Annotated in this window: 36 protein-coding genes; 12 read left to right on the forward strand and 24 right to left on the reverse strand. The window is 36.5% G+C overall.

Annotated elements, in window-relative coordinates; translation table 11 throughout:
- From AWW78_RS04885 to AWW78_RS04910, 6 genes are all read left to right on the forward strand, one after another.
- The coding region (locus tag AWW78_RS04885) for an alpha/beta hydrolase (RefSeq protein ID WP_075426121.1) at positions 1-1,651 on the forward strand (1,651 nt) is incomplete at its 5' end.
- Positions 1,648-2,943 carry a beta galactosidase jelly roll domain-containing protein gene (locus AWW78_RS04890; protein ID WP_075426122.1) on the forward strand — a complete coding sequence of 432 codons (1,296 nt, stop codon included), beginning with the start codon at positions 1,648-1,650 and terminating at the stop codon, positions 2,941-2,943. The genes AWW78_RS04885 and AWW78_RS04890, both read left to right, overlap by 4 nt.
- Positions 2,909-3,961 (forward strand): glycoside hydrolase family 15 protein, encoded by a 1,053-nt coding sequence (locus AWW78_RS04895; protein WP_047134414.1) that lies wholly within the window; start codon positions 2,909-2,911, stop codon positions 3,959-3,961. Before AWW78_RS04890 ends, AWW78_RS04895 begins: the two co-directional genes overlap by 35 nt.
- Positions 3,962-3,967: 6 nt before the next feature.
- Positions 3,968-4,654, forward strand: coding sequence for a Crp/Fnr family transcriptional regulator (locus tag AWW78_RS04900; RefSeq protein WP_047134415.1), 687 nt, complete (start codon positions 3,968-3,970; stop codon positions 4,652-4,654).
- Positions 4,655-4,702: 48 nt separating this feature from the next.
- Positions 4,703-5,707 (forward strand): YncE family protein, encoded by a 1,005-nt coding sequence (locus AWW78_RS04905; protein WP_047134416.1) that lies wholly within the window; start codon positions 4,703-4,705, stop codon positions 5,705-5,707.
- Between the two features lie 141 nt (positions 5,708-5,848).
- Positions 5,849-6,283 (forward strand): hypothetical protein, encoded by a 435-nt coding sequence (locus AWW78_RS04910; RefSeq protein ID WP_047134417.1) that lies wholly within the window; start codon positions 5,849-5,851, stop codon positions 6,281-6,283.
- Position 6,284: 1 nt separating this feature from the next.
- Here the strand turns inward: AWW78_RS04910 and AWW78_RS04915 are convergent, their stop codons facing one another.
- From AWW78_RS04915 to AWW78_RS05015, 22 genes are all read right to left on the reverse strand, one after another.
- On the reverse strand, positions 6,285-6,548 hold the full coding sequence (locus tag AWW78_RS04915; protein ID WP_047134418.1) for a YkoF family thiamine/hydroxymethylpyrimidine-binding protein: 264 nt from the start codon (positions 6,546-6,548) through the stop codon (positions 6,285-6,287).
- 5 nt (positions 6,549-6,553) lie between these two features.
- The gene (locus AWW78_RS04920; RefSeq protein WP_047134419.1) at positions 6,554-6,739 is read right to left on the reverse strand and encodes a hypothetical protein; all 186 of its coding nucleotides are present in this window, start codon (positions 6,737-6,739) and stop codon (positions 6,554-6,556) included.
- A 5-nt stretch (positions 6,740-6,744) separates the two neighbouring features.
- Positions 6,745-6,969, reverse strand: a complete 225-nt coding sequence (locus AWW78_RS04925; RefSeq protein WP_047134420.1) for a DUF1858 domain-containing protein — start codon at positions 6,967-6,969, stop codon at positions 6,745-6,747.
- On the reverse strand, positions 6,966-7,373 hold the full coding sequence (locus AWW78_RS04930) for a rhodanese-like domain-containing protein (protein ID WP_082359546.1): 408 nt from the start codon (positions 7,371-7,373) through the stop codon (positions 6,966-6,968). Before AWW78_RS04930 ends, AWW78_RS04925 begins: the two co-directional genes overlap by 4 nt.
- A complete protein-coding gene (locus tag AWW78_RS04935) occupies positions 7,370-7,936 on the reverse strand; it encodes a class I SAM-dependent methyltransferase (protein ID WP_047134421.1) in 567 nt (188 codons plus the stop codon). Before AWW78_RS04935 ends, AWW78_RS04930 begins: the two co-directional genes overlap by 4 nt.
- Before the next feature lie 15 nt (positions 7,937-7,951).
- Positions 7,952-8,533 (reverse strand): Tll0287-like domain-containing protein, encoded by a 582-nt coding sequence (locus AWW78_RS04940; protein ID WP_075426123.1) that lies wholly within the window; start codon positions 8,531-8,533, stop codon positions 7,952-7,954.
- Positions 8,526-8,972, reverse strand: coding sequence for an OsmC family protein (locus AWW78_RS04945; RefSeq protein WP_047134422.1), 447 nt, complete (start codon positions 8,970-8,972; stop codon positions 8,526-8,528). The genes AWW78_RS04940 and AWW78_RS04945 overlap by 8 nt, the downstream gene beginning before the upstream one ends.
- Before the next feature lie 22 nt (positions 8,973-8,994).
- Complete coding sequence (locus tag AWW78_RS10435) at positions 8,995-9,159, reverse strand: YtxH domain-containing protein (protein ID WP_234697901.1); 165 nt, start codon at positions 9,157-9,159, stop codon at positions 8,995-8,997.
- Positions 9,160-9,174: 15 nt separating this feature from the next.
- Positions 9,175-9,381, reverse strand: a complete 207-nt coding sequence (locus tag AWW78_RS04950; RefSeq protein ID WP_047134423.1) for a hypothetical protein — start codon at positions 9,379-9,381, stop codon at positions 9,175-9,177.
- Complete coding sequence (locus tag AWW78_RS04955) at positions 9,371-9,964, reverse strand: TlpA disulfide reductase family protein (RefSeq protein WP_159420992.1); 594 nt, start codon at positions 9,962-9,964, stop codon at positions 9,371-9,373. Before AWW78_RS04955 ends, AWW78_RS04950 begins: the two co-directional genes overlap by 11 nt.
- Positions 9,965-9,986: 22 nt before the next feature.
- Complete coding sequence (locus AWW78_RS04960) at positions 9,987-10,370, reverse strand: DUF302 domain-containing protein (protein WP_047134424.1); 384 nt, start codon at positions 10,368-10,370, stop codon at positions 9,987-9,989.
- The gene (locus AWW78_RS04965; protein ID WP_047134425.1) at positions 10,367-10,759 is read right to left on the reverse strand and encodes a thioredoxin family protein; all 393 of its coding nucleotides are present in this window, start codon (positions 10,757-10,759) and stop codon (positions 10,367-10,369) included. Before AWW78_RS04965 ends, AWW78_RS04960 begins: the two co-directional genes overlap by 4 nt.
- A 72-nt stretch (positions 10,760-10,831) precedes the next feature.
- Positions 10,832-11,026, reverse strand: a complete 195-nt coding sequence (locus AWW78_RS04970) for a YgaP family membrane protein (protein WP_047134426.1) — start codon at positions 11,024-11,026, stop codon at positions 10,832-10,834.
- A gap of 16 nt (positions 11,027-11,042) precedes the next feature.
- Complete coding sequence (locus AWW78_RS04975) at positions 11,043-11,291, reverse strand: hypothetical protein (protein WP_047134427.1); 249 nt, start codon at positions 11,289-11,291, stop codon at positions 11,043-11,045.
- A gap of 139 nt (positions 11,292-11,430) precedes the next feature.
- The gene (locus AWW78_RS04980) at positions 11,431-12,633 is read right to left on the reverse strand and encodes an NAD(P)/FAD-dependent oxidoreductase (RefSeq protein ID WP_047134428.1); all 1,203 of its coding nucleotides are present in this window, start codon (positions 12,631-12,633) and stop codon (positions 11,431-11,433) included.
- A gap of 1 nt (position 12,634) precedes the next feature.
- The gene (locus AWW78_RS04985; RefSeq protein WP_047134429.1) at positions 12,635-13,000 is read right to left on the reverse strand and encodes a NifB/NifX family molybdenum-iron cluster-binding protein; all 366 of its coding nucleotides are present in this window, start codon (positions 12,998-13,000) and stop codon (positions 12,635-12,637) included.
- A gap of 22 nt (positions 13,001-13,022) precedes the next feature.
- Entirely contained in the window at positions 13,023-13,298 is a 276-nt protein-coding gene (locus AWW78_RS04990) for a co-chaperone GroES (protein ID WP_047134430.1), read from the reverse strand.
- 37 nt (positions 13,299-13,335) lie between these two features.
- Positions 13,336-13,584, reverse strand: a complete 249-nt coding sequence (locus AWW78_RS04995; RefSeq protein WP_047134431.1) for a glutaredoxin family protein — start codon at positions 13,582-13,584, stop codon at positions 13,336-13,338.
- A gap of 5 nt (positions 13,585-13,589) precedes the next feature.
- Positions 13,590-14,954 (reverse strand): CoA-disulfide reductase, encoded by a 1,365-nt coding sequence (locus AWW78_RS05000; protein WP_047134432.1) that lies wholly within the window; start codon positions 14,952-14,954, stop codon positions 13,590-13,592.
- Between the two features lie 8 nt (positions 14,955-14,962).
- Positions 14,963-15,637: a protein disulfide oxidoreductase gene (gene pdo / locus AWW78_RS05005; protein WP_047134433.1), complete on the reverse strand. Its 675-nt coding sequence runs from the start codon at positions 15,635-15,637 to the stop codon at positions 14,963-14,965.
- A gap of 18 nt (positions 15,638-15,655) precedes the next feature.
- Positions 15,656-15,937 (reverse strand): ArsR/SmtB family transcription factor, encoded by a 282-nt coding sequence (locus AWW78_RS05010; protein ID WP_047134434.1) that lies wholly within the window; start codon positions 15,935-15,937, stop codon positions 15,656-15,658.
- 8 nt (positions 15,938-15,945) lie between these two features.
- Positions 15,946-16,245, reverse strand: a complete 300-nt coding sequence (locus AWW78_RS05015) for an ArsR/SmtB family transcription factor (RefSeq protein ID WP_047134435.1) — start codon at positions 16,243-16,245, stop codon at positions 15,946-15,948.
- A 241-nt stretch (positions 16,246-16,486) separates the two neighbouring features.
- On the opposite strand from AWW78_RS05015, the gene AWW78_RS05020 reads away from it, so the two are divergent.
- The 3 genes from AWW78_RS05020 to AWW78_RS05030 are packed head-to-tail and all read left to right on the forward strand — an operon-like array spanning position 16,487 to position 19,136.
- Entirely contained in the window at positions 16,487-17,191 is a 705-nt protein-coding gene (locus AWW78_RS05020; RefSeq protein WP_047134436.1) for a (Fe-S)-binding protein, read from the forward strand.
- An 18-nt stretch (positions 17,192-17,209) separates the two neighbouring features.
- A complete protein-coding gene (locus AWW78_RS05025) occupies positions 17,210-18,598 on the forward strand; it encodes a LutB/LldF family L-lactate oxidation iron-sulfur protein (protein ID WP_047134437.1) in 1,389 nt (462 codons plus the stop codon).
- Positions 18,599-18,605: 7 nt separating this feature from the next.
- Positions 18,606-19,136, forward strand: a complete 531-nt coding sequence (locus AWW78_RS05030; RefSeq protein ID WP_075426124.1) for a LutC/YkgG family protein — start codon at positions 18,606-18,608, stop codon at positions 19,134-19,136.
- On the opposite strand, the gene AWW78_RS05035 is transcribed toward AWW78_RS05030, so the two are convergent.
- Together AWW78_RS05035 and AWW78_RS05045 are read right to left on the reverse strand one after the other, a co-directional pair.
- Positions 19,129-19,518, reverse strand: a complete 390-nt coding sequence (locus AWW78_RS05035) for a hypothetical protein (RefSeq protein ID WP_141653894.1) — start codon at positions 19,516-19,518, stop codon at positions 19,129-19,131. The two genes, AWW78_RS05030 and AWW78_RS05035, sit on opposite strands and share 8 nt — an antisense overlap.
- A 174-nt stretch (positions 19,519-19,692) precedes the next feature.
- Positions 19,693-21,051, reverse strand: coding sequence for a prenyltransferase (locus AWW78_RS05045; protein WP_075426127.1), 1,359 nt, complete (start codon positions 21,049-21,051; stop codon positions 19,693-19,695).
- 138 nt (positions 21,052-21,189) lie between these two features.
- Between AWW78_RS05045 and AWW78_RS05050 the strand changes: the two genes are divergently transcribed.
- The 3 genes from AWW78_RS05050 to AWW78_RS05060 form a co-directional block, all read left to right on the forward strand.
- A complete protein-coding gene (locus tag AWW78_RS05050; protein ID WP_047134439.1) occupies positions 21,190-21,510 on the forward strand; it encodes a cupin domain-containing protein in 321 nt (106 codons plus the stop codon).
- 6 nt (positions 21,511-21,516) lie between these two features.
- The gene (locus AWW78_RS05055) at positions 21,517-22,494 is read left to right on the forward strand and encodes an aldo/keto reductase (RefSeq protein ID WP_047134440.1); all 978 of its coding nucleotides are present in this window, start codon (positions 21,517-21,519) and stop codon (positions 22,492-22,494) included.
- Positions 22,485-24,942, forward strand: a 2,458-nt coding sequence (locus tag AWW78_RS05060; protein WP_075426128.1) for a M1 family metallopeptidase, incomplete at its 3' end; no start/stop codon positions are given. The genes AWW78_RS05055 and AWW78_RS05060, both read left to right, overlap by 10 nt.

A 24,942-nucleotide genomic window follows, 5' to 3' on the forward strand; every position in this document is an offset into this window, starting at 1 on the left:
TGGTGGAAATACAAAACAAAAAATAGATAATGGACACCCAGCTGAAAAAATAGAATTATCAGGTAAATGGCTCTTCAGAATTGGTGACGCTGAAAATTGGAGCGAAGAAAAAATTGATGAATTTGGCTGGGTTGAAATTGTAGTTCCATCTCAATGGGAAAAGCAAGGGTACAACTTTGATGGAGTTGCATGGTATAGAAAACATGTCAAAATACCATCACAATTTAAAAACAAAAAACTTTTTCTCTATCTTGGTAAAATTGATGATAACGACAAGGTTTATTTCAATGGTGAATTAATTGGGAGCACAAGGGGTTGGACCTTTGAAAGAATTTATTTCATTCCCAACGACCTTATAAAATACGACAACGATAATGTCATAGCAGTAAGAGTTGAAGATCTTGGGCTTGGTGGTGGAATTTACGAAGGTCCGATTTTGATAGTTTCAAGAGATGAACTATGGCAAATGAAAAATGAAAAGAAAAAGTTCGCAAGTCAAGATGAATACAATGCTGTTTTTTTAACTGTTAAATTGATGGACTCGCTTCTCACAAGGGGTAATTTATCTTCATATCTTGCTTTTTTAAGCCTAAAATTTAGAGAAAACGAAAAAACATATACACTCTGGAAAAGAGATTTAAATCAGATAAGCAACTTTCTAACTGATAATAGATATTCAATTGATTATGTTGATTTTAAAGTCTATCATTCTCCCGAAAACGACAGTATTTTAATCGCTGATTATGTCAGATTGATAAAAGATACAGCGGGCGTTTTAAAATTTAGCGATGAACAAATAAGATACTTTAAGTTTGAGAACGGTTCTTTGCTTGAAATTGGGAACAACAGCAGATTCTTCCGAGTTGGATTTTTCTCACGATGGCTTCAAGAAGAGAGATATTTTTATGTTTATCTTCCCCCAAGCTATGATATTGATATAAAGAAACGCTATCCCGTGCTATACCTTTTACATGGCTATGGTGGAAGCGATGAATCCTGGAAATATGACAATATAAACTCCGTGGTGGACAGCTTGATAAAAATTGGTAAAATTGTCGAAATGATAATCATCATGCCCGATGCGGATTCTTCCTTTTACGCAAATTCAAAAGATAGGAAAAGGATGTATGAGCAATATATCGTTGATGATTTGATCAATTATGTTGACGCAACATTTCGGACAATACCACATCGTGAGACGAGAGCAATTGATGGAGTTTCAATGGGTGGATTTGGTTCAATGCTTCTTGGATTTAAGTATTTTGATAAATTTATCTCAATCGGAAGCATGATGGGAGCTCTGGAAATTCCGTTTGAAAGGGTTAAAGATAAAAAATATATCCACAACGGAGATTCAATTTATTGGTATTCAATTCAGCCAACATCAATCGCACAGGAGTTAACATCACAGCATTTTGATGGTTTGAACATATTCTTTTATGTCGGCGATAAAGACTGGCTGAAAGATTCTAACCTAAAAATGCACGAGATATTAAAAAGAAAAGGTGTAAAACACGAATTTAAAATTTACCCAGGTGAACATAACCGAGACTTTTGGTTCTCGCACTTTGCCGAAAACCTAATTTTCCATTCAAACAATTTTCTCAAAAGTAAGTATGTTAAAATTAAAGAGACTTTAAAAACTCGATGAAGAAAATTTTTTTACTATTCTTTTTCCTGGTCTCAATTCTTTCGGCTCAAGATTTTAAACTTAAATTAAATCTTGCTGGTGAATGGCTTTTCAAAACGGGCGATAACTTAAAATGGCTTGAACCCGAATTTGACGATTCGGATTGGACTAAAATAAAAGTTCCTTCAACATTTGAAAGCCAAGGCTTTGAAGATTACGATGGTTTCGTCTGGTATAGATTACATTTTGATGTGCCACAGAATCTTTTGAATGAAGATTTAATTTTATTGCTTGGTAGTATAGACGACGCCGATGAAACTTATTTAAATGGCTCTAAAATTGGTGAGACGGGCAAATTTCCACCCGAACGAAGAACAGAATGGACGACGCTTCGTGCATATCCTGTGCCAAAAGGTTTGTTAAAAACTAAAAATAATGTCATCGCTGTTAGAGTTTGCGATTTTGGTTTTGATGGTGGAATTTTTAAAGCTCCAATTGGATTAATTTTGAAGAAAGATTTCAATATAAAAATGACTGAAATAACTAAACCACATCGCTCCGCAAAGGAGCTCGTCTCAAGCAATGGCTTAACAGCCATCGTTTACAGCGTCGAAAACCATAAACTCATATCAATGTATGAACATATTTATAAAATCGCATCGCCTGGAAACTACACAAAAAATATCATACATGATGCTAACTTTATTGTTGAACTTGACGGAAAAAAATATGATTTATCGGAGATTCCAGAAGATGAAGTTAGCTATATAAATGGAACAAATATAATTTTTGCGAATTACAAAAAACTTGGGGTTCAAATCTTCCTCTTTGCCCCTTTTCAAATTGACGCACCAGTGATGGTCGCAATCTGTAAAATCAATAAAAAATACAGGCAGAGCAAAATTTACTTTAGGGCAAATACAATTTATGGCGAAATAACATCTGAAGATATATTAAGCGATGTCTTTGAAATTCAACAACTACAAATTAAAAAAGTCATAAAAACAAAAACTGTAAAACGAAGTGATGGAACTGGTGGAGAAGTTGAAAAGAGAGTTTTTATCGCCATTCCTTCATCAAGCACAAAAGAAGAAATACAAAAGTTTTCAGAGTTGACCGAAAACGACAATATTCTTAACGATGAGATAAAGTTTTGGAACAATTTTATTAAAAGACCAAATTTTAACCTTGAGAACCTAACAAAAAAAGAAATTGAGCTTTTCAAACAATCACTCGCCGTTATAAAAATGGCACAATGTCGAGAGAAAGGAAGTCCCTATGGACAAATTCTTGCCTCGCTTCCCCCCTGGTGAATGGACTTACACATGGGTAAGAGATGGGGTTTACGCAATAAACGCTTTAATTGAACTCGGATATTTTAATGAAGCAAGGGCAGCCCTTGAATTCATGCTCAAAGCGAAAGTTGGAACTTATAAAAACTTTATCCACAAAGGGAAAGATTACGGAGTTAAAAAAGATTATAAAATTACCGTCTGCAAATATTACGGGAATGGGATAGAAGAATCTGACCATAATGAAGATGGTCCCAACATTGAACTTGACGGTTTTGGACTTTTTCTGTGGGCTTTCGGAAATTATGTTGAAAAAAGCGGTGATCTTGATTTTGCCATAACATATTGGGACACAGTGACGACCAAAATAGCAGATGTGTTGATTTCTTCAATTGATAATTATGGGGTTATTCGAGCTGAATCGGGACCATGGGAAAGACATTTGCCTGGGAAACATTACGCATATACAACAATAGCGGCGATAAAAGGGTTAAGATCGCTCGCAAAGGTTGCAGGGCTTCTAAAAGAGAAGACAGCCGAAAAATTTTATAACTCTTTTGCTGATTCAATTTTGAAATCTTTCTTGAAAAATTTCGTCGATAAAAATGGAGTGATAAAAGGAACGATTGAAGCAGAAAATGAAAGCGACTTTGAATATTTTGATGCAAGTGTAGTTGAGGCAATAAACTTTGACTTAATTCCTGCAAACAGCGAAATTGCACTAAAAACAATTGAAGCGATAAAGAAAAATCTTAAAATAAAAAATAGATTTGGCTTCTTTAGAGTTAACAACGGGGATTGGTATGATAGACAGGAATGGATTTTTATTGACTTAAGGGTTGCCGTTGCGATGAAAAAATCGGGATTTAAAAAGGAAGCAAAGCAAATCCTTGATTGGATAACTTCTCAATCAAATCTAAATTACAATCTCATAGCTGAATTATACGACGAATTTAATTCCGATTACCAAGGTCAATATCCCATGGTTGGCTTCGGCGCAGGAGCGTACATTCTCGGCCTCCTTGAAATTAAAAGATGAACTCAAATGAAGCCCGATCATGATACAATAAAACAAATTCCGCTTTTCTCCGAGTTATCAACTGAAGAGCTTCGTAAATTCACACAGATATCGCAATTAAAAAAATTTTCAAAAAAGGAAATCATCTTTTCGGAGGGAAATCCATACCTTGGTTTTTACATACTTTTAAAGGGTGCGGTGCGAATTTTTAAATTAACCTCCGACGGTAAAGATATAACTTTACAAATAGTTGAACCGTTCAACCTTGTCGCTGAAATTCCTTTGTTCGATGGGAAAACATACGACTCAAGTTGTGAAGCAATTGAAGATTCGATTCTTCTCTTCATACCGAGGGAAAAATTTCTTCAACTTTTCGTTAAAAATCCAAAAATTTCTTTAAAAATCTTGCAGGGCTTCGCAAAGAGATTAAAAGAATTAACTCAACAAATTGAAAAGTTAACATCAAAAGATGTCCCCCAACGATTAGCGACCTATCTTGTTGAAGAATATGAAAAGCAATGTCAAAGCAGAGGGGGAAATGAGTTAACGCTAAACATCTCAAGATCTATGCTCGCTTCATACCTTGGAACGGTCATTGAAACGCTCTCAAGGGCTTTAAGAAAACTTCAAGATGATGGGTTAATTGAAGTAAAAGGCAAAAAAATCGTAATCTTGAATTTTGAAAAGTTAAAAAATCTTGCGCAGTCAAGGTAAACATTAGTAATTTAATTTAATTTAAAAAACAAAAATCATGGTGAAGTCATGCTCAAAGGATTAATACCAGCTTTGTTTCTCTCGCTTTCTCTTGCGACATCACAGAACTTAATTGTGCTTAATAAATCTGAAAATACGGCTATGTTTTTCAACCTTAAAAACGATAGCTTGATATCTCAACTCCAGACTGGTGAAGCTCCGCATGAAGTTGCAATTTCACCCAATAAAAAATACGCCATTGTCACAAATTACGGGACTCGTGAAAAACCCGGTAATTCACTTTCAATTTATAATCTTGAAAAATTAACACTTGAAAAAGTGATAAACCTCGGCGAACTTCGCAGACCTCATGGCGTTGAATGGCTTGACAATGAAAAAGTTGTCGTAACAGTAGAAGCAAATAAATCAATAGCCATTGTTGATGTTAAAAATGAAAAGATTGTAAAGGAGATAAAAACCGAACAGGAAGTTTCCCATATGCTCGTAATTTCACCGGATAAATCGAAATGCTTTGTTGCTAATATTGGCTCTGGAAGTGTAAGTGTGATTGATTTAAACAAAGGGGAACTTATCAAAACTATACTAACTGGTAAGGGTAGTGAAGGAATTGATATCACACCGGATGGGAAGGAAGTTTGGGTTACGAACAGAGCCGAAGATAGCGTCGCTGTGATTGATGTAAAAACGCTTGATGTTAAAAAGAAGTTTAAAGTTGACGGTTTCCCAATCCGTGTTAAATTTTCAAAAGATGGAAAGTTTGCTGTAATCTCCTGCGCAAGGAGCGGAGAAATAGCAATCGTTGATGCAATAAGTAAAAATGTTTTGAGAAGAGTTAAAACAGCTGAAAAATCTGATGTCGAAAAAGCAGGGAGATTATTTGGTTCGGTTTTTGGAGATAGCCCGGTGCCAATAGGTATTGCTATTGATAAACAAAATTTCATTTATGTTGCTAATTCAAACGCGGATATTATCAGCGTAATTAAACTTGGAACAGGGGAAATGGTCAGAACCATAAAAACGGGCAAAGAGCCTGATGGGATCGCGGTCTGGTAATTTTTTATTTGGATTTAACTTTTTATTTAGTTATACTGCTTTTGCACTTATTCATTAATCCCAACTTGGGAACTTCCTCTTATTGGGGTAATGGATTGTGCGGTTAAAATATTTAAAAAATTAATTTTGTGGAGATTTACCATGAGTAGAGTTTCACTTGTCGTTTCTGTTTTAATTATTTTTGCTGCTTCGCTTTATTCTCAATCTGTGCGTGATGGCAAATGGTGGCAGGGGCTTGATAAAAATGCAAAAATTTACTTCGTCGCTGGATTCTGGAATGGGGTCACATGGGGTGATGATGTCTTAAAAGATGCGTTAGCCAATCTGCAAAAGAACGGCATTATAAATCAAAATGCCGCTGATGCTGTGTTTCAAAAATGGACTGGATATACGGATATTGGCTCAACAAAGGTTGGAGAAATTGTTGATAGAATTGATAATCTTTACAGCGATCCCCAAAATCAGGCAATTGTAATAAGTGATATGATGACTGTTGTTGTTCTCAATATTCAAGGTTTATCATTGTCAACCGATGTAATGCAGCAACTTCTTCAGAGTTACAGACAGAGAAGATAACCTATTTAATGTCAAATTTTAATGGCAATGGGCACGCATTTGAAAGTGTTGCAACCATAACGAACTCGCCAAATTCTGAAGCTTTTGCATACGCTTCTTGAAGTGCTTTGAAAACTTTTTCATCATCGCCATAAACAAGCGTGCTCATTGAACCAACATGAGTTTCAAGCCCATAGGATTTGAAAACATCTATAACTTTATCGATAGGTTCTATTATATCCATCTGTCTCAATGGATACAAACTTATTTGAAGTGCAACCGCCATTCACATTACTTTCTTTTGTTATCGAAAAATGCCCAGTAAATTCCAAACCCTATAAGAAAGCCATAAAGCATTGATAGATATGGATTTGCAGTAATTGGGCATGTGTTAGTTTTACAACCAATGAAGAAATAATAAAGATAACCTGCAACAGCACCAACGCCAGAAAAAATCAAAAATCTTAACCGTTTCATGCGGTCTATTTCTCTTTTTCTTCTTTTAAACCAAGAACCTCGTTTAATTCATCGATTATTTGCTCCATTTCACCTTCTTTCCCTTTTTCCTTTATCGCTTGCTCAAGCGTTCCCCATATCGGCTCACCACAAACAATACATTTTATTCCCTTTTTCATCAGAAATCCAACTGATTCAGGGAATTCAGTAACAAGATCCTCAATTGTTATATCTTTCGTGATTTTCTTCATTTTTCCACCTCAAAATATTTTTTCCATTCGATGATGCCTCCAGAGAGATTATAAACATGCTTAAACCCATTCTTGACAAGAATCTCGCTTGCCCTTTTGCTTCGGCTTCCACTTCTGCAATAGACGATTATATCATAGTTCTTATATTTTTTCAATTCATCCAATCGCTTCGCCATTTCTTGAACAGGTATGTTTATCGCTCCCTTAATATGCTCTTCAGAAAATTCCTCCACCGTTCGAACATCAAGAATAAGAACATTTCTATCCTTTTCTATCTTTCTCTTTGCTTCAACAGGACTTACATCAAGATAAATCTCTTGGTCATATTTTACACCTTGAACCGAACAGCCAAAGAAATAAACTAACGCAAAAAGAAAGATTAAAACTTTATTCTTTGTTTTCATTTTTTAACACCCACTATTTTATAATGCGATTGATTTACATCGGCATATTCAATTATTGATAAACCAACTTCCTCCAATACCGATATCAACTCATCTTGTGATATTCTTTCTTCATATGGTGGTCCCATCTCCTCATGCTGTTTTTTCCACTCAAGGATGACAATTCTACCGCTATCCTTCGTTATTCTCTTAATCTCATTTAAAAACATTTCGATGTTTTCGTTCTCATGTGTAACAAATGCAAGAAAGGTGAAATCACTAATTTTATCTTCAATTGGAAATTTATACTCACTTTTTGCAAGTATTGGAATCACATTCTCGGGCAAATCATTTAATTTAAGTTGGTTTATCATTTCCTCTTGAATATCAACTGCGTAGATTTTCCCTTTATCGCCGACAATTTTAGAAGCAGGGATGGTAAAATAACCATTACCACAACCAACATCAACCATTGTCATCCCTTCTTCTAATCCACACGATTTTAAAATTTCCTCGGGCGGTAAGATTTTTCGTCTTTCTTCGCTCAGTAGTCTGCTTGCGTGCTCTGGGTTAAATTTATGCACTTTAAATCAGCTTTCTTAATTTTTTAACAAATCCTCACTTAGTTTAATTTTAATGCTTACCGCACCTCTAAAATCGCCTGCTTGATAACCCACTGCTTTATCATCTGGATATTTCTCTTTTAAAAATTCTTTTATTTCCTTCTTCAAAAATTCATCTGACCCGTGACAATTTAAACACATAGGCTGAACTATCAACGGCTTAAAATATCTTAAATACCGCACTCCGTTCTCCTCAACCACTTCATAATACTCTTGGGGTAGTTCACCCTTCTTGTTAAGTTCATCAAGTTTCCTTAAAATTTTAAGTTCATAATCATCAGGTTTATCAAGCTTGTTCCTATATTTCTCACTTATCCTTCTAATATAAAAACCATGTTTTTCCTGATATGTCTTTATTATATCCTGCGCAATATTTGAACATGCTTTTATTGCACCAACATAACCACCTTTACCGAGCTCTTGAAACAAGACGGATTTAACCGAATCAACAAGTTTATTTGATGCGTCCCGCCCAAGCTCAAGCGCTTTTTGAATTTTTTCATCACTTTGAACTAAAACCAGAAAAACCAAAGTAAGTGCTAAAATCAACTTATTCATTTTTTACTTCCTCTGGTTTTGGTTGAACTATTTTATAAGTATAGTTTACTTGAGCACCCGACTTTTTAAGTATCGCTGACACAGAACAATACTTTGATTGTGAAAGTTCAATCGCATGTTCAACATCTCTGGGGTTTATCCCATCGCCATAGATTACATATTCAATATTGACCTTTGTATAAACTTTCGGATGTTCTTCAGCTCTATCCCCTGTAATTTTCATTTCGAACTTGTCAAATTTAACCCTTTTCTTCTTCAATATACTGACAACATCCATTCCCGTGCAACCACCAAGTGCGATAAGAACAAGTTCCATTGGCCTTGTCCCCGCATTGGTCCCGCCAACAGTTTCAGCACTATCCATAACTACCCAATGGTTAGAGTCTCCTCTACCAATAAAGGTCATTCCATCGACAAATTTAATTTCGACATTTGGCATTTTTCATTCTCCTGAATTTATTTTAAAATTTTTTATACGCAAGCAAAAAACCAAGCAAAGCAAAATACAAAGTACTTATCTTGGGATTACACAAAAGTGGACACACACCCCCTAACTTTGAAAAATACCGACCAATTAAAAATCCTGAAATTCCACCTATGATTGCCCCAATAATTCCAGAAATCATCATACAAAAACAAGTTTATTTTGCCCAAATATAATAATACCAGATGTTTTGATTTACTTCTTTCTCAACATATTCACACTTTTCACATCGCCAAACCTCGTTATCACCACAACACCTTCTGATAAATATCGTCTCGTTTCCGCACTTAGAGCATCTTCGCAGAAATTTATCTTCAAACCTTGGAAGAGTTAAATAAAATGATTTTACAACTTCATTTTTCATTTAAAAGCATGATTATATCTCTTTCAAAAACTTCCTTCGGGCGATAACCCACATATTTTGCTCTTATATTACCCTTCCTATCGATTACAAAAGTCGTTGGTATCCCACGAATTCCACCGTAATCCTGCGTCACTTTATAGTTACCAATTAAAATTGTGTAATTGATCCCGAATTCCTTCATAAATGGCAAGACATCCTTTACTCCACCCTCGTCAAGTGAAATACCAATTATTTCAACGCCTTTATCTTTATACTTCTTATAAAGCTCGATAAAGCCAGGTATTTCAGCTCTACAAGGTGGGCACCAAGTAGCCCAAAAATCAAGGATAATTATCTTACCTTTAAAATTTGATAGCTTAACCTTCCTACCATTGACATCTGGAAGTTCAAAATCAGGAGCTGGCTTTGAATCGGAAGGAACACTTGCTAAGGCGGTTCCAATTGTGGAATAGCTTTCTTCATCTGCTTTGATTTTATCTGCGTTCTTCGCAGTATAGCCAAGATAACCAATTGTGAAGATTAAAATTATAAATCCAATTATTGGAAGTAGCTCTGTTCTATTTTTCTGATTTTTTCTCTTCATTTTCCCTTTTTCAACTTGTTTTTTAAACATTTTGAATAACTCGCTCTATCTTCTCTCTAACCTCAAGTGCGATCTCTCTCAATTTCGGATTATCAATTATCTCCGCCATTACCATCGGATCAAATGCAGACACAGTAACTTTCCCATCTTTTTCATAAACTATAACATTACATGGAAGTATAAGCCCAAGTTCATACTCGGCTTGTAAAGCTTTATAGGCATAAGGGGGATTGCAAGCACCAAGTATTATGTATTTGTCAAAATCAACATCAAGTTTTTTCTTTAGCGTCTCTTTAACGTCTATGGTAGTTAAAACGCCAAAGCCTTCCTTTTTTAATTCCTCAGTAACTTTATTAACAGCCTCTTCATAAGTCAAGTTCACAGGTTTTGAAATCCCATATTTCATAAGAACCTCCTTAATATATTTTCAGATTTAACTCCAACGAAAAATTCTTTAATCTTGCCATTTTCGATCACTACGGTTGAAGGCGTCCCCATAACCCCAAGTTTTAAAGCAACATTTACATCTCTGCTCACATCAATCTTAAATATCTTTGCTTTGCCATTTCCAGAGTTGATAAGTTTATCAATTATTGGGGTTTGAACTTTGCAGGCGGAGCAGGTTGGGCTATAAAAGTAAAGTATAACTTTTTCACCTTTATCAATCGCTCTACCAATTTCCCCACCAATATCGGGAACTAAACGACCTTTCTTTAACTTCGCTCTTAACACAACGCTTAAGTTCATTAAAATAAAAAATAGAAGCACACCTACAAGAATATAAAATACAAACATGTTCCAAAGTTTTTATTTTACAAAGAAGCCCCGAAAAAATTCGGGGCTTTGAAAATCCCAACTCCCCGAGTTTTAAGACTCTTTACGAGTGGAAACCTTAAAAAGCGAATATGCTGGGCAATAACCGACAAGCCCAGTTATAAGCGGAAGAAGCCCGATTAATCCCCAATATTTTGAATTTCCTTCCATCCAAATCAAGAATGAAAGAAGAAAAAGACCAACGATTACACGCAAGACCCTATCCCATGTTGCTTCATTTACCTTCATTGGTTGGCTCCCTGAATTAATTTGTTAAAAAGTCAATATCTTCAGTCTTGCTTCTTCTCCTTCTTCTGCGAGCGGGTCTTTCAGGAACAAGCGCCCAAACACGAACATCGATATTTTCAATGTCCAAGTGAACTTCCGCCTCGCAGTATGGGCATATCTTTACGCTTTGCTTTTCAAGAAAGATTTGGTTTTTGCAATTAGGACAGTCCGTTATAACCATCCCAATTACCCTTGCCTTTTGCTTATTTACAGGTGTCGTAATCACAATACTATCTCCATTCTTAAGTTTTTAAATAAACCGATTCATAATTTAATAACAATCTGATAACAACCGAAGTTTCGGAAATGTTTCGCTAAAATTTATTGGTTAAAAATAAGCAATTTTTTATTGAAATTCAATCACCCTATGGCAATTGAGAGTAACCATTCCTCATTTTCCAAAGGTAATACTTCTCAAACCATACTTTAATCCAGTGTGACCAGGGGCCTGGGAAAAGTATATGATACTTTCTCGGTCTAAAGACCCTGCTCGCAATGAAAAGAACACCCATATTTCCAGCATCCATAACACAAAGTGGCGCTATATCTTCAAATTTAAGTTTTTTCGCATGGTTTGTCTCAAGAACCCTTGATGCAATATTGTCAGCAGCAACCCTTGCCATCACCTCGGACATATAACCAGTCTTGGGAACCCCAATTGGTATCGGCGTTGGTTCAGGATACTTTATAGCAACTGCAACACCAGCTGCGTAAATGTTATCGTAGTTCACATGTTTATATGTATCATCAACTGGTATAAATCCAGCTTCGTTTCCAATCCCAGAATTACGAATTGCTTTAACACCAAGGAATGGCGGAATTATCATAGCATATTTATACGGAAGAACTTCACCATTTGAGAGATAAATTTTGTCCTCTGTTATTTTCTCAATCGCTACATTTGTAATTCCACGAATGCCGAGCTTCTTGAAGAAAAATTCGGTCATCTTTTGAGAATTTCCAACTCCACCTATTCCAAAATTCCCAAGAAATGGCTCAGCCGTCACAAATGTGATGCTCACTTTATCCTTTATTCCAGCTTTCCTCGCTGCGTATTCAATGTTAAAAACATACTCATAAGCTGCACCAAAACAACTTGCTTTCTGTGTCGCTCCTATTACAATTGGTCCTGGATCCTTGATAAATTCATCCCATTTCTTACCAGCATGAAGCGCATGATCAACAGTGCAAATAGATGTCGTATAACCATTATGTGGACCAAGCCCTTCCACTTCTGAAAAATTTAAATCGGGACCTGTAGCGATCAAAAGAAAGTCATAATCGTATGTTCCAGCCGTCGTTTCAACTTGATTCTTTTCAGGAATAATTTTCGTTGCCTCAGCATGAATAAAATTAATACCACGATCCTCGAGCATTGGCTTAATCTCAAAAGAAATATCTTCGGGTTTCCTCCATCCAAACGGAACCCAAATTAGAGAAGGTATAAATACGAAATTTTTCGTCTTTGAGATGACCGTTATATCTGCTTTATCTTTAAGTTTTCTTTTTAAGTCGAGCGCCGCTGTAAGACCAGCGAATGAGCCACCGAGAATAAGTATTTTTGCCATATCAAGCTTCTTGTTTTATTTTCTTAAGTTGTCCGTTAAAATATAAACTTAATGCGTCAGATATTTTAATTTTCTTCGGAGCAATATAAATTACTTTTCCCTCCGAAAGCATCTTATCAATCATTGGTTTCCCAATATGAGATGTAATTATAATCTCGACATCCTTCAAAAGCTCAGCTATTATCTCCGCCCTTTTATGTCTTCCATGATCATGTATAGAATGCATGTGTTCATGAGTATTATGCATCTCAATATTATTTCTTAGATCTGTTTCATGAGTATCTGTGTCCAGAATCCAAAAGTAGCGAGCATGCCCAAAGGCTTCGGAGACATGCTCGCCGTCGTCTGTTGGGATTGAAATTTTCATAACCAAATCAAAAATTAATTTTCTAATCCTCAATTACTGCAAGTATGTCGCTTCTGGAAACAATCCTGTATTCTTTCCCATTCATTTCGATCTCCTCACCGCCATATTTTGCAAACAGAACCTTATCACCGACTTTAATCTTCGATTGTAAATCCTCATCGGTGCCAACAGCGATGACGATCCCTACCCTTGGTTTTTCTTTTGCTGTGTCTGGAATTATAATCCCAGAACTTGTCTTTGATTCAACCTCTTCAAGTGGTTCGATAAGAATTCTGTCATCAAGTGGTTTAATCTTCATTTTTTCTCCAATCTTATTTTTGTTTTTATTTTAAGTTTTATTTTAACCCAAGTAATTGATCAATTTTTGTCCTGTCAAATCCGACAACAGGACGATTATTTATCAAAATTACAGGTACGCCAGTTTGACCTGTGAGACGAATCAAATCTTTAACCGCACGCTGATCCTTTGTTACATCAACTTCAGTAAATTTCACCTTCTTTTGCATGAAGTATTGTTTTGCTGCTCTACACCATGGGCAGGTTGGAGTTGTAAAAATTATAACTTTTGGTTGTTTCTGCTCCATAAAAGCTAATTTCTCTTTATTTTCTTTTCAAGGTCATTTGCAGCAATCAAAATTGGATCCCATACAGGTGCAAACGGTGGTGCGTAGCTTAAATCAAGGTCAGAAATTTCATCAACACTCAATTTCGCATGAATTGCTGTCGCAAAAACATCAATTCTTTTAGCAACGCCATCTTTTCCAACCATTTCAGCCCCAAGCAAACGCCCAGTCTTTCTATCTGCAATAAGTTTAACCCTTATCTTGCTTCCACCAGGATAATAATGTGCTCTTGAACCATGCTCGATCAAAGTTGCAACATAATCAAACCCTTCAGATTTTGCTTGCTTTTCAGAGATTCCGGTTCTCGCCACCTCCAAATCAAAAACCTTAAACACCGCCGTCCCAACAATACCTTTAAAAACTGCATTCCCGCCAGCAGCATTTTCACCAGCGATTTTCCCCTGTTTGTTCGCTGTGGTTCCAAGGGGAATGTAAACTGGGCGATTTAAAACAAGATGATAAACTTCTGCACAATCGCCAGCGGAGTAAATTCCAGGTATATTTGTCTCCATCCTTTGATTTACCGCTATCGCCCCTGTCTTCCCAATTTCAATCCCAGCTTCCTTCGCAATTTCAGAGTTTGGTTTTATTCCAGCTCCAACCACAACAAGCTCAGCGTCAATCACCTGACCATTACTTAAAACTGATTTTTTAACATATCCATTCTCTCCAATAAATTCATTAACGGAGACAGACTTTAAAAGCTTTACACCGTTTCTTTGAAGTTCCTGCTCGACAATTTCATTTATCTCTTCATCCATTGTCCCAAGTATATTTGGCATTTGCTCAACAATTGTCACATCCATTCCAAGTGAAACAAGCGCTTCAGCCATTTCCATACCTATATATCCAGCTCCAACTATCAAAGCCTTTCGCGGAGAGTTTTCACTGATGAACTCCTTTATCTTGATTCCATCCTCAAGGAATCTAACTGTAAAGATACCCTTAAGCTCAATCCCTTTTATATTTGGCTTTACAGCCCTGGCACCAGTTGCAATCACAAGTTTATCATATCCGACTTCAAATTCTTTACCATTTTCAAGATTTTTAACAAGAATTGTTCTTTTCGCAGGAAATATCTTCAAAACCTCATGATGGACAAAAACATCAATGTTTCTTTTCTCTTTAAAAAATTTTGCATCATAAACAACCAAATTTTCTGGCGCTTTTATTATACCAGAGATAAAATATGGCAAACCACACGAACCATACGAAACAAACCCACTTTTTTCAAAAACAGTGATCTCCATATCAGGTCTTAACCTTCGAGCTCTGCTTGCTGCGCTCATCCCAGCAGCAACGCCACCAATTACAACGAGTCGTTCAGCCATAGTTTAACTTAATTTTGTTGTTTAAGTGCTTCTTTGGTTTTTCTCGCTGCTTCAACAACTTTATCGACATAATGTCTTTCGGGCAACGCACCTTCAAAGTAATAGACATCGTTCATCACAACTTTAGGAACACCCATTACCATATATTTCTCGGCAAGATCTGGGAATTCAATTGCCTCTATCATATCTGCAGTGATTAAATCATTTTCCATTGCAAGTTGATGTGCAAGATGTACTGCGCTTGGACAATATGGACATGTTGGCGTCACAAAAACTTGGATATGAACCGGAACATCAATTTCCTTTATTTTTTCAATGCTCCTTTGACTTAAGCCTGAAGCTCCACGGGAAACCATTTCAATGTCCGACAAAAGCGATGCAAATTCATAACCTGAAGGGATACCAAAATACCTTATCCCATAATCTTTGTTTTCACTTGCGATGACAGTTGCAGGAACTTTATCTATTTTGAATTCCCTTACCTTATCCTCGTCTGTGTAGAAGTTATAAATTTCCAACTGAATTTTATCAGAAAGTTCAGCGAGTTCTGTCAGAAGTTGCTTTGTTTCTCTACAATATTGACAATCAAGCTCACGAGTAAAATGAATTAATTTGACCTTATTAGCCAGATTTTCCTCAAATCTTTTCTTCAATTCTTCCCTGTCGTCAGCATCAAGAAACATAACTTGAATCCCTCCTTTTTATTTTTGTTTTTGAATTAAATTTAAAATTCTAACTGCAATTGGACTTACCACTGAATAATAAACCAACCTGCCCTTTCGAACACTCTTTATAATCCCGCTATGTCTCAAAATCGAAAGATGTTGCGAAACAAGTGACTGCGGAAGACCAACAGAATGCCACAGCTCGGAAACAGTTTTATCAGAGCCAATTAATTCACTAATTATTCTAAGGCGAACTGGATGCCCAAGAACTTTTAATGTTTCCGCCATTTGCGTATAATCAAACACTTTTTCCCTCATACCAACCCTCAGCTCTTCAATTTTTCCTTTTCAAGGATTTTGGCAATTTTTATAACGAGCGGATGAACAACTCTATACTTTATATTTAATCCATCCCTTTCCGCCTTCACAATGCCCTTTGCCCTCAGCAAAGCGAGATGTTGAGAAATTTTGGGTTGCGGTTCATCAAGGCAATTACCTATATCACCCACACATAAATCTTGTTCAATTATACCACATATGATTTTCAACCGAGTTGGGTGACCAAGAATTTTCAATATCTCCGCCTCTTCGGCAAAGTCCAAATCTTTCAACTTCTTCAAATCCATATCGCTATATTCAAATATTTTTATATTGCGATATAAATATAATAAAAATTTCTCTATTTGTCAAGTGACAGTTTGTTAGACAAACCAAAAAAGATCTTCAAAAATTCAAGTCTTTAAATAACTTTTGCAATGAAAAGCTCCACTCTACTGAAAAATTGTCAGATTCAAAAGTGGGCAGGCTAAATTTGATTCCAAATGTATGTGTTATTATCTTTAATCAAAGAACAAAGCAGATTTTAAAATGAAAGTTGCCCTTTTTATTCCCTGTTACATTGATCAATTTTACCCCGAAGTTGGAGTTGCGACTGTAAAGATTTTAAAAAAGCTTGGGATAAAGTTTGATTACCCGATTGAACAAACCTGCTGTGGGCAACCCGCATTTAACACTGGATATTGGAAAGAAGCGGAGATTTTGGCAAGAAAGTTTATCAAAACCTTTTCTGATTTTGATTACATCATTTCCCCATCAGGTTCGTGCATCAGTATGGTTAAAATTTTTTATCCCGAAATCATTAGTGATGAAGAATCGCTAAACATAGCGAAAAAATCTTTTGAATTGACCGAATTTCTTGTGAAAGTTATGAACATCGACTCAACTGGCGCTGAATTCAACCATACGGTAACATATCATGACTCGTGTCATGCTTTAAGAGAACTCGGGGTTAAAACGGAGCCCCGGATCCTTCTAAAGAATGTTAAAAAATTAAAACTAATCGAGATGGAAAATTCGGAAGATTGTTGCGGTTTCGGTGGAACTTTTTCGGTTAAATTTCCAGAGATATCATCCGATATGGCAAGGTATAAGGTTAATTACATTTTAAATTCAGGTGCTGAGTTTGTAACCTCTACAGACCAAAGCTGTCTTATGCAAATCGATGGTTATGCGAGAAAGAATAGGCTTAACATTAAAACAATTCACATAGCACAAATTCTATCTAACTTCTAACAAAGATTAAAATCACGGATGAACTATACACCATTAAAATTTAAAGAGAATGCGCTAAAAGCCCTTAGGAATACAAATTTAAGAAAGAACTTAACTCGTGCAATCTCCCACACGCTTTCAAAAAGGGTTGAAGTAGTTTCAGAACTTCCCAACTGGGAAGATTTAAGACAAAGGGCTCATGATATAAAAAAACACACCATCGAAAACCTCTCCCATTACCTTGAACTATTTGAAAAAAGGGCGACGGAAAATGGAATTAAAGTTTTACGAGCGAAAGATGCGTCCGAAGCAAAAAACTATGTGCTTCAAATAGCCCGAAAAATAAACGCAAAATTATGCGTTAAGTCCAAATCGATGGTAACGGAGGAAATTGGATTAAGGGAGTTTCTTGAGGAAAATGGAATCGAGACGGTTGAAACCGACCTTGGGGAATTCATCGTTCAACTTGCTGGCGAGATGCCATCGCACATCACAGCTCCAGCAATGCACAAATCAAGGGATGAAATCGGAAAGCTCTTTTCTGAAAAACTTGGAGTCGAATATACAAATGAGCCCGAAAAACTAACAAGCATCGCCAGAGAATTTTTGCGACATAAGTTTTTAAACGCTGACCTCGGCATATCTGGAGCTAACTTCCTTATAGCTGAGACAGGTTCCGTCGTAATAGTTGAAAACGAAGGAAATGCAGGCTTAAGCACAACTCTCCCCAAAATTCATATCGTCATTACAGGAATAGAAAAAGTAATTCCACGACTTGCCGACTTAACAGTTTTCTTCAAAATTTTGGGCAGAAGCGCAACAGCTCAAAGGTTTACAAGTTACGTTTCAATTATAAATGCACCCAAAAAGAGTAAACCAGATTCACCCGAGGAAATTTATGTCATTTTACTTGACAACGGTAGAACCAACCTGTTGAAGTCGGAGAAGTTAAAACAAGCGCTTTACTGCATCAAATGTGGTGCTTGCATGCTCGCTTGCCCTATTTACCAAAGAGTTGGGGGACATGCCTACGGCTCGATTTATCTAGGACCGATTGGTTCTGTATTAACCCCAGCACAATTTGGACTTGATAAAGCGACGCCTTTACCGTTTGCATCTTCCTTATGCGGAAAATGTTATGAAATTTGCCCAGTTAAAATTGAGATTCCCCATCTTTTGGTTTGGCTGAGGTCTCAAGCTGTTAATTCTGGTTTTACATCTCGGTTTGAGAAGTTAATTTTTAAGCTGTGGCTGATCGGGATGAAAAATCATAAACTTTACAAGTTTGGTTCCAAATTTTTAAGATACTTTTATAAGTTGGGCATAAAACCAAAATTTAAAAAATGGTCAAGCGAACGAGCTTTTCCTGAACTTGCAGAAAAATCTTTTAAAGAGATATGGGAAAAATTAAAAGAAACTGAAGCATAAAGAACAAATGAAAGTTGTTGGCGAAACTGATCTTATAGAAAGGTTCAAATTTGAATTTGAAAGGGTTGGCGGAATTTTTATTGAAACAACTTCCCAGGGAATTTTTAACAACATCTCGTCTATCATCACCACTGAAAACATAGCTCGAGTCTTCATTGAAAAATTTGAAAATGAAATTGACGACATTTTAAAAAACTTGTCCGTCACTCAGATAATCACGCAACCGCACTCAATAGAACAACTTGCACAGATAGATGCGTCAATTACAGGATGTGACTTTTTGGTTGCAGAAACAGGGACTATAGTTTTCATTCACAAAGAAAACAGGTTCAAATCGAGTATACTACTTCCACGAATTCACATAATAATTGCAGATAGAGGAAAAATTTGCTCAACATTTGAGGAACTTTTCGCAAAAACGGCAGGAAAATTCGATTCAATTTTTATGGTAACTGGACCAAGCAGAACAGCTGATATTGAAAAGGTAATTGTCCCTGGCGTTCACGGTCCACAAAAGGTTTACCTGCTACTTATTTAAACAGTGCTCTCATCCCTCTCAAAAACTCGGGCAGGGTGTATTTGGGGAATCTCGGCCAAGTTATTATGACTACAATTACAATCCAAACAATAAGCAACATTCCATATGTGGGCGCATGTTTTAACGCAACCAAAATCATCATCCCATACGGAGGTGCTTGAAAAGCCCACGCCAAATATTCGGACTTAAAATACCACAAAAGAAATGCGCCAAGAAAGATATATCCAAAACCAATAAACGGGTTAATTAAATTTGAGAAAATCAGAAAAAGCCAACACCCAAGCGAAACTGTAACATCTGCCGTCAAATCATGTCTCCCTACCCAAGTTTGAACTTTTCTTGGATCAAGTCGTGAAATTGGCCCATCCAATAAATCCGTCACCCATGCGATCCACAAAAAAAACTGAAGCCAGTGGGACGCCATTATTCGGTTCAAAGGTTGAGAATCTTACGATGTAAAGACCGATTAAAAATCTAAGCGTTGTTAAGATATCAGCTACAAGTTTTAGACCAAGTGTAATTTTCATTTTAATGTTAATGTTCTATTTTAGCGAAGTTAAAGTAAAAATTTTTCAAAAATTACTCCGATTATAAGCAAACTTGAAAAGTAAAGTTGAAGTTTAGCAGTCAACAAATCAAGGAATGTGAAATTTACAAGCGCTTGATTGAACGAAACTTTAATATTTTTCACTGCGACGGGCAATGTTAAAAACGAAAGTATTGCAAGGGCAGGCAAGAACTTTTCAAAAATGAAATAAACCACCAACAAATACGCAAACGAAACAAGAACAGCATAATAATAACTTGAAGCCTTGACACCTATAACACCGGCGAAAGTTTTATATCCAGCTTCAGTATCTTCCTTGATATCCCTAAAATTATTCCCGTGTAAAATTGCCGTCGTCAAAAGTCCGATCGGAATTGAAAGGATAACAGGAATTAATGAGATTTCCCTTGTTTGAATGTAGTAAACCCCAAGCGTCATAATAGGTCCGAATGCAAGAAAAACCGCGAGGTCGCCCAACGCTCTATATTTAAATCCAACTGGTGGAGCAGTGTAAAAAAGCCCAAGAATTAAACCTGGGATTATAAAATACAAAACTTTATAATCAACAGCGAACACAAAGTAAAAGCCTACCCCGAGAGATATCAAAAGCAAACTTAAACCAAGAAATAAATGATGCTTCGGTTTCATCAAACCATCCACAAGGACACGACTCGAGCCAAGAACTCGCCATGTATCAGCACCGCGAATATAATCAAAGTAATCGCTTAAAACATTTACAGCGGAATGCGCAATTAAAAGACCAAATAATACAAGAAGAAACATCGGAATTGAAACATGTGGAGCTATAAAAGTTCCAAGCAAAACAGGCGCAATTGTAGCTGGAAATGCAAACGGTCTTATCGCTCTAAAAGCAACTTTTAAGAAGTTATATCTCGTTTTTAATTCTGTTTGAAAAAGCCTTAAAACCTCATCTGTTACTTCAATCTCAGCTCTTGGCTTCCATTCCTCGGTGAAATCGGAGATGTAAAGTTTCGTCGGCCTTATTCTAAAAACCGTAACCCCAGGGATTTTCTTCGCGTATACGACAAGCTCAATCGCTTTTCTAAAAATTATACTTCGTTCAGGTACATCAGCTATATCCCCGAGCATTTCAGCGATTCCCTCGCCTTGGATAAATCTATCCGGAACGCCATGTTCAATCACAAAAAAGACATGGGGATTTTCAATGATATTGAAATAATTTTTCCCTTTTTCAAGTGCAACATAAATATATCCATCTTCTTCACCGAAATAAACCTTTCCAGCCCAAACCTTACCATCTTTACCACGACTTACAAGAGTAAGAGTTTTATTTTCTTCAAATACCTTCTTTGCCGTCTCAAGATACTTTTTATAATCACCCAGCATGTTAGTTTACGCTTTGTTTTAAAAGTTCAGTTGGAAACTAATTTAATTTAGCCACGACTTAAAAATAAAACAACTAAAAACCAAAGTTGTTTTTATGCTTGGCAACTCTTTAAATTTTTAACAAAAAACACAAGGAGTATGCCCTTATTCATTGAAAGAGGGAAATGGCTTGGAAAAGACAAAGAAGAAATTGAAAAAGAATGGCAAGAGCGTGGCTTTACAACTGATATCTGGGTTGACCCACCTGGACAAAGATGGGAAAACTTTGTGCACGATACCGATGAACTTGTAACACCTTTAAATGTTACACTCGAAATTGAGTGCGATGGAGAAGTAGCAGAACTAAACCCTGGAGATGAATGGTTTATCCCGCGAGGTGCAATTCACTCCGTCAGAAATAAAAGTAATGAAATAGCATACTGGCTTTACGGATATAACATATCAAAAACAAAAGCATAACAAAAAATGGAATACAGACAATTTGGGCAAACCGAAATTCAAATCCCTGTTATAACTTTCGGCGGATGGGCAATTGGTGGATGGTATTGGGGTGGAACAGATGAAGAACTCGCAATCAAGGCAATTAACAAAGCAATCGACCTTGGGATGAACTGCATTGATACCGCTCCAGTTTATGGATTTGGATTAGGCGAAGAAATTGTCGGAAAAGCGATCAAGGGCAGGCGAAATGATGTCATCATAGCAACAAAATGTGGTTTGAGGTGGGATAAAGACGAAGGTGAATTTTTCTTTGATACTTACTTTAATGGAAAGAGATACTATGTTTACAAAAACGCACGAAAAAACTCGATAATTGAAGAATGTGAGAGAAGTTTAAAACGACTTAACACAGATTACATTGACATTTACCAAATTCACTGGCCCGATAAAACAACGCCGATCGATGAATCGCTTGAAGCTTTGGTTCGACTTCAGGAACAGGGTAAAATAAGAGCATTTGGTGTGAGCAATTTTGACTTAAATCTTTTAAAGGAAACTTTTAAATATGCACGCGTTGAAAGCGATCAGGTGAAATATAGTTTAGTAGATCGCGCTATAGTAAATGAGATCGCTTCATTTTGCATTGAAAATAAAATTTCAATCCTGGCATATAGCCCACTTGAGCAAGGTCTCTTAACGGGCAAAATCACGATGGAAACCGAATTCAAAAGTGGAGATTTAAGAAAGAAACAATTCTGGTTCCAACCCGAAAACAGAAAGAAAGTTCTCGACGCGCTTGAAAAGATAAAGCCGATCGCGAAGGAAAGAAACGCAACCCTCGCTCAAATTGTCATCAACTGGACATTTTCACAACCCGGCATAACAACCGCAATTGTAGGTGCAAGAAATCCAGAACAAGTTGAGGAAAATGCTGGGGCAGTGAACTTTAAACTCACCGAAGAAGAAATTCAAAAAATAACCGAAGCCTTCACATGGGAATAACCGCTCGCTTTAACACAAAACTTATTTTTGTTGTTTTTATCATTTTAAACTTTTCCCTTGCACAGAGGTCCGACTATTTTCAGCAAAGGGTTGATTATACGATGGATGTTTCCCTTGATCCGAAAACACATAAACTCACTGGAAAACAAACGGCAATTTACTATAACAACTCGCCAGATACGCTTCGCGAGATTTACTATCATCTCTATTTAAATGCTTTTAAACCTGGCAGTTCGATGCAAATTCGCGGTGATGTCATCAGAAATGGACTTGGTGAAAGGATTAGAGCGATGAAACCTGATGAATATGGTTGGACAAATGTTAAGTTTTTAAAGGCCGATGATGAGGACATTGATTTTGAAATTTTTGATACCATTTTAAGAGCAAAGCTTAAAAAACCACTTGCCCCAGGTCATTTTGTAAAACTTGAAATGGAATTCGAATCCCAAATTCCAAAACAAACGCGAAGAAATGGAAGGAATAATCGAGAAGGAATTGATTACAGCATGGCTCAATGGTATCCTAAAATTTGTGAATATGACTTTGAGGGGTGGCATGCGGACCAATACATTGAACGAGAATTTTATGGGGTATGGGGAAACTTTGATGTAAAGATAACCTTGCCATCGGATTATCTTGTTGGAGCAACGGGGGTAATTCAAAACCCAAATGAAGTCATGTGCGGATATGAACTCGGTCCAGTTGATACGGTGATATTTCCCCAACAGTGGAAAAAAGAGTTAAAAACACAACTAAAAACCTGGCACTTCAAGGCTGAAAATGTCCACGATTTCGCATGGGTTGCAGATAGAGATTACATCCACGAGATAACATGGATGACGCTTGACAATGATACCGTAATAATTCATCTCCTTTACCAACCCGATGTTTATATGTTGTGGCGGGAGACGGGAAAATTTACAAAAGAGATAATAAAACTTTACAGCGAATGGTTTTATAAATATCCCTATAAAAGTTTCACAGTTGCGCAAGCAGGGGATGGTGGGATGGAATATCCAATGCTTATAATGATAACTGGATACCGCGGAAGAACAAGCATGATCGGAATTCTCGCACATGAGATCGGGCATAATTGGTTCTATGGTTTAATTGGAAACAATGAATCAAAAGAGGCCTGGATAGATGAAGGCGGAGCAAGTTTTGTAACTCCAAGGGTCTTTAGAAAATTATTGGGCGAGAAATGGAGAAATGATTCTTCTTTGTTCGATAGACTGTTAAGGCCTGAATTTGACATCTTCGGCGGTTATAAAAACTACATAAGATTTTCACAATTTGGTTATGAGGAACCAACCCTCCTACACTCAGATTTCTTCCGTGAGTCGGTCGCTTACACAAATGCTGTTTACGGTAAGGGCGCATCCGTTTTTGAAATGCTTGAATATGTCGTTGGAGACAGCGTGTTTGATCTTATTATGAAGGAATTTTTCAAAGAATGGAGCTTCAAGCACCCGACAACAAAAGATTTTGAAAGGGTTGCCGAAAGAGTAAGTGGAATGGAACTTGATTGGTTTTTCGATCAATGGCTTAAAACTACAAGAAAATGTGATTATGGAATTGAAAGCTTTTCTGGTAAATGGATATCTGAAAATGGCTTAAGAAAATACAGCATCAAAGTTAAATTGCGCAATCATGGGCAAATTGTTATGCCGATTGACTTTTACATTTATTTTGAAGATGGTACATATCAAAAAGTCATAATACCGCTTGACCTTCAACTTAAACCAAAGAAAGAAGCTAATGCGATAATACTTCCCCACTGGTTTTGGGTTAACCCAGTTTATGAGTTTGAGCTTTCATTTGACAAAAAGGTGAAGATGGTTGAAATTGATAGCAGATTAAAATTAAGGGATGTTAACAGGTTAAACAACAGAACAGGCGTTTTCAATAAGGTTCAGATAAAACTACTTGAACAAACGCAACTAAACCCGCCACTTGAAAGATATTGGTTTAGCGTAAGACCATCAATTTGGTTTGCACAAAGAGATGGAGCAAGACCTGGAATCTTTACAAACGGAGCTTATCTTTTTGATTATAACGAAACAAAATTTGGATTGTGGCTTAACACAAGGACAAAAAATTTTGATTATTTTATAAACTATCGCAACAATACCTTCCCCATACTTGAAAGATTAAGCGGTTTTCAAGTTGAAATTTTTAAACTTCATGGTTTGAGAAGACTTTATTTTGAAATCTTCAAAGACATAAGACCACTTTATTTGACAGTTCCACCGTTTTACAATATTTCGCTATTTTTTGAACACACTATGCTTGTTGAAAATAAAATTCCTTTTGTAAATCTAAAATGGGATGCTGGGAAGTTCAATACGCTTGGTTTCACGGCGGGAATAACTCACATAATTGGTAACACAACTTTATATGGAACTTTTTCCCTAAAAACGACATCATCAAATAGCACTAAAAATTTCA

Source organism: Candidatus Kryptonium thompsonii, from assembly GCF_001535985.1.
Taxonomy (GTDB): Bacteria; Bacteroidota; Ignavibacteria; order Kryptoniales; family Kryptoniaceae; genus Kryptonium; species Kryptonium thompsonii.